At 71.8% G+C, this 4,817-nt stretch carries 3 protein-coding genes; 1 reads left to right on the top strand and 2 read right to left on the bottom strand.

Annotated features, from left to right (window positions below; all coding sequences use genetic code 11):
- Positions 1-61: 61 nt before the first annotated feature.
- Positions 62-1,012: a GlxA family transcriptional regulator gene (locus tag WD341_RS15490; RefSeq protein ID WP_368426379.1), complete on the bottom strand. Its 951-nt coding sequence runs from the start codon at positions 1,010-1,012 to the stop codon at positions 62-64.
- Positions 1,013-1,106: 94 nt separating this feature from the next.
- On the opposite strand from WD341_RS15490, the gene WD341_RS15485 reads away from it, so the two are divergent.
- Positions 1,107-2,015, top strand: a complete 909-nt coding sequence (locus WD341_RS15485; protein ID WP_368426378.1) for a 3-keto-5-aminohexanoate cleavage protein — start codon at positions 1,107-1,109, stop codon at positions 2,013-2,015.
- 52 nt (positions 2,016-2,067) lie between these two features.
- On the opposite strand, the gene WD341_RS15480 is transcribed toward WD341_RS15485, so the two are convergent.
- Positions 2,068-4,817 (bottom strand): hydantoinase B/oxoprolinase family protein (locus WD341_RS15480; RefSeq protein ID WP_368426377.1); only part of this gene is annotated, 2,750 nt, incomplete at its 5' end.

The following is a 4,817-nucleotide window of genomic DNA, read 5'->3' as shown; positions in this document are numbered from 1 at the left end:
TGCGCCAGCCCATCCCTCGCTTCATGGTGAGCCTGTCGAACCAGGCAAGCGTGGGCGCGCCTCACGGCCGGCGCGCGCGGCGCAGGGCGCGGATCGTCGTGCCGAAGTGGCCCGAGAAAGCCCGCGACAGGGTGGCGGTCGAGGCGAAGCCGGTGCGCACCGCGATCTCGGCGGCGCCGAGGCCGGTTTCCTCGACCAGCCGGCGGGCCGCCGCCAGCCGCAGCGACTGGTAGTAGCGGCCGGGCGAGAGGCCGAACTCGCGCCGGAAGGCGCGCGCCAGGGAGCGCGGCGAGGCGCCGCTCGCCCGCGCGATCCCGGCCAGCGGCAGCGGCGTCTCGAGGTTGCGCCGCATCAGCGCGACCGCGGCGACCAGCGCCGGCGTCAGCTCGACCAGACGCCGGCTGCGCGCACCGCGGAAGGGCCGCTCCGAGGCACGCTCGGCATCGTAGATGAAGAGGCTCATGACCTCGAAGGTCAGCGCCTCGCCGCCGCGTTCGCGGACCAGCCGCAGCATCAGGTCGAGCACCGCCGTGGCGCCGCCGGCGGTGACCGCGCGGCCGTCGAGCAGGTAGCGCTCCCCGCTCGCCTCGACCGCCGGGAAAGCCTCGTCAAAGGCCTCCAGCTCCTGCCAGTGGATCGTCGCCCGGCGGCCGTCGAGCAGTCCGGCGGCGGCGAGCAGCCAGCTGCCGGTGTCGAGCCCGCCGACGCGCCTGCTGCGGGCCGCGGCGCGTCCCAGGGCGGAGAGGACGGCGGCCTCCGCACGCTCGCGGAAGCCGTAGCCGGCGACCACGAACAGCAGGTCGAGCGGACCGGCCTCGGACAGCCGGCGGTCGGCGTTGACGGCGATGCCGGAGGAGGAGGTCGCCGGCGCGCCGTCCAGGGTCAGCAGGCTGCGCCGGAACAGCGTCTCGCCGGACAGCTGGTTGGCCGCGCGCAGCGGCTCGATGGCATTGGCCAGCACCAGGTTGCTGAAGCCCTCGAGCAGCAGGAAGCCGTAGTGGACGGCGGTCATGGCCTATCCTGCAATCCAAATGGCCGGACAGGCAAAGTCTTTGCGCCGCCGCAGCGCTAGGATCGGCCGCCCGCCCCCGCTTTCAGGAGCCGCCATGAACTGGGAAGCCTTCATCACCTGCGCCGTGACCGGCGCCGGCGAGACCGCCGACAGGTCCGACAAGGTGCCGGTGACGCCGCAGCAGATCGCCGACTCGGCGATCGAGGCCGCGCGCGCCGGCGCCGCCATCGCCCACATCCACGTCCGCGACCCCGAGACCGGCAAGGCGGCGCGCAAGGTCGAATACTACCGGGAGGTCGTCGAGCGGGTCCGCGCCTCCGACCAGGACGTTGTCCTCAACCTGACCGCCGGCATGGGCGGCGACCTGGTCTTCGCCTCGGCCGAGCAGCCGCTGCCGCTGAACCCCGAGGGCACCGACATGGTCGGCGCCGAGGAGCGCGTCGCCCACGTCGCCGCCCTGCTGCCCGAGATCTGCACGATCGACTGCGGCACCATGAACTTCGCCGCCGGCGACTACGTGATGACCAACACGCCCTCGATGCTGCGCGCCATGGCCAAGCACGTCCAGGCGCTCGGCGTGCGGCCCGAGATCGAGGTCTTCGACACCGGCCACCTGGTGCTGGCCAAGCAGCTGGTGAAGGAAGGGCTGATCGACGACCCGGTCATGGTCCAGCTCTGCATGGGCATTCCCTACGGCGCGCCCGACGACCCCCTGACCCTGCTGGCTCTCGCCAACCAGGTGCCGTCCGACTGGACCTTCTCGGCCTTCTCGATCGGGCGCATGCAGCTGCCCTTCGTCGCCATGGCGGCGCTCGCCGGCGGCAACGTGCGGGTCGGCCTGGAGGACAACATCTACCTCTCGAAGGGCGTGCTGGCGAGCAACGGCGACCTGGTCGCGCGGGCGCGCACGATCCTGGAGGCGATGAACGTCAAGGTCCTGGGCTCGGCCGAAGTTCGCGAGAAGCTGAAGCTGACCAAGCGCCCCCTGCGCGCCGCCGCCTGAGGCCGGCCGCACCCGCACCCGCACCCTTGGCCGGGGCGGGCCGGCCGGCAGGCTATTCCGCGGCCTCGCGCTCCGGCTCGCTGCGCTCGGCGGGGGCGCCGTAGCCGCCGCCGGTCGGCGTCTGGACGACCAGCACGTCGCCGACGCCCAGCTCCTTCTTGTCGGTGCCGCCCATCTCCTCGCGCGTGCCGTCGGCGCGCTCGACCCAGTTGGCGCCGCACTGGCCGTCCTCGCCGCCCTTGAGGCCGAAGGGCGGCACCGTGCGGTGGCTGGACAGGATCGCCGCGGTCATCGGCTCCAGGAAGCGCAGCCGGCGGATCGTGCCGTCGCCGCCGTGGTGCTTGCCGCGTCCGCCCGAGCCTTCGCGGATGCGGAAGGATTCCAGCAGCACCGGGAAGCGCCACTCCAGCACCTCCGGGTCGGTCAGGCGCGAGTTGGTCATGTGGGTGTGGATGGTCACGCCGTCGAAGTCCGGCCCGGCGCCCGAGCCGCCGCAGATGGTCTCGTAGTACTGGTAGCGGGCGTTGCCGAAGGTGACGTTGTTCATGGTGCCCTGGGCCGCCGCCTGGACGCCGAGCGCGCCGTAGAGCGTGTCGGTGACGCACTGGCTGGTCTCGACGTTGCCGGCGACGGTCGCCGCCGGGTACTGCGGGTTGAGCATCGAGCCCTCGGGGATGACCAGCTCGAGCGGCTTCAGGCAGCCCTCGTTCATCGGGATGTCGTCGTCGACCAGGGTGCGGAAGACGTACATGGTCGCCGCCCGGCAGACGCTGGAGGGCGCGTTGTAGTTGTTCGGCAGCTGCGCGCTGGTGCCGGTGAAGTCGATCAGCGCCGAGCGCCGCTTGCGGTCGATGGTGATGCGGACCTCGAGCCGGGCGCCGTTGTCCATCGGGTAGACGAAGGCGCCGTCGCTGAGCACCTCCAGGACCCGGCGGACCTGCTCCTCGGCGTTGTCCTGGACGTGGCCCATGTAGGCGTGGACGACCTCCAGGCCGTAGTGCCCGACCGCGCGCATCAGCTCCTGGACGCCCTTGTTGTTGGCCGCGATCTGGGCCTTCAGGTCGGCGACGTTCTGGTCGGCGTTGCGCGTGGGGTAGCGGCCGGAGCCGAGCAGCGCGCGCAGCTCGGCCTCGCGGAAGCGGCCCTCCTCGACCAGCTTGAAGTTGTCGATCAGCACGCCCTCCTCCTCGACGGTGCGGGAGTCGGGCGGCATCGAGCCCGGGGTCGTGCCGCCGATGTCGGCGTGATGGCCGCGGCTGGCGACATAGAAGAGGATCCGCCGCCCCTCGGTGTCGAACACCGGCGACACCACCGTGATGTCCGGCAGGTGGGTGCCGCCGTTGTAGGGCGCGTTCAGCACGTAGACGTCGCCCGGCCGGATCCTACCCTCGTTCTCGCGGATCACCGTGCGGATCGACTCGCCCATCGAGCCCAGGTGGACCGGCATGTGCGGCGCGTTGGCGACGAGGCCGCCGTCGGGATCGAAGATCGCGCAGGAGAAGTCGAGCCGCTCCTTGATGTTCACCGAGTAGGCGGTGTTCTCCAGGGTCGAGCCCATCTGCTCGGCGATCGACATGAAGAGGTTGTTGAAGACCTCAAGCATGACGGGATCGACCTCGGTGCCGACCGCCTTCTCACGCTCGACCGGCACGACCCGGCTCAGCACCAGGTGGTTGCGCTCGCTGAGCTCGGCGCGCCAGCCGGGATCGAGGACCGTGGTCGAGGTCGATTCCAGCACGATCGCCGGCCCCTCCACGAGGTCGCCCGGCTGCAGGGTGTCGCGCTCGAAGACCGGCGTGTCGTGCCAGGCGCCGTTGGCGTACATCGGCCGCACGGCGCGCGGCTCCGGCTTCGGCCGACTCGCGTCGCGGGTCAGCACCGGGTCCTCGCCGGCCTCGGCGGCGCCGATCGCCTCGACCGAGACGGCCTCCACGATCAGCGCCTTGTCCTCCATGACGAAGCCGTAGCGCTGGCGGTAGGAGCGCTCGAAGCGCTCGACGATCTCGGCCTGCGTGCCCTGCTCGACGATGAGCGCCGAATCGGTCCCCTCGTAGCGCAGGTGGACGCGGCCGATCACCGTCACCCGCGGCTCGGGAACGCCCTGGGCCAGCATCTCCTCGCGGGCGGCGCTACCGAGCCGACCGAAGATCTCGGCGAGGCGCTCCTGGGACTCCTCGAGCCGCGCCTCGACCGCCTCCTCCTTCATCAGGCGCAGGTCGGCGAGGCCCATGCCGTAGGCCGAGAGCACGCCGGCGTAGGGGTGCAGGAAGATCCGGGTCATGCCGAGCGTGTCGGCGATGTCGCAGGCGTGCTGGCCGCCGGCGCCGCCGAAGCACTGCAGCGTGTATTCGGTGACGTCGTAGCCGCGCTGGGTCGAGATCTTCTTGATCGCGTTGGCCATGTTCTCGACGGCGATGCGCCGGAAGCCGTCGGCGACCTGCTCGGGCGAGCGGCGGTCGCCGGTGGTGTCATGGATCTCGCGGGCCAGGGCCTCGAACTTGCGGCACACGACCTCGCCGTCGAGCGGCGCGTCGGCGCCCGGGCCGAAGACCGCCGGGAAGAACTCCGGCTGGATGCGCCCGAGCATGACGTTGGCGTCGGTCACCGCCAGCGGCCCGCCGCGGCGGTAGCAGGCGGGGCCAGGGTTGGCGCCGGCGGAATCCGGTCCGACGCGGTACTTGGCGCCGTCGAAGTGCAGGATCGAGCCGCCGCCGGCGGCGACCGTGTGGATCTGCATCATCGGCGCGCGCATGCGCACGCCGGCGACCAGCGTCTCGAAGGCGCGCTCGTACTCGCCGTCGT

It is taken from the genome of Tistlia sp., from assembly GCF_040905785.1.
Classification (GTDB): domain Bacteria; phylum Pseudomonadota; class Alphaproteobacteria; order Kiloniellales; family DSM-21159; genus Tistlia.
This window is presented reverse-complemented; position numbering and strand designations above follow the sequence as displayed.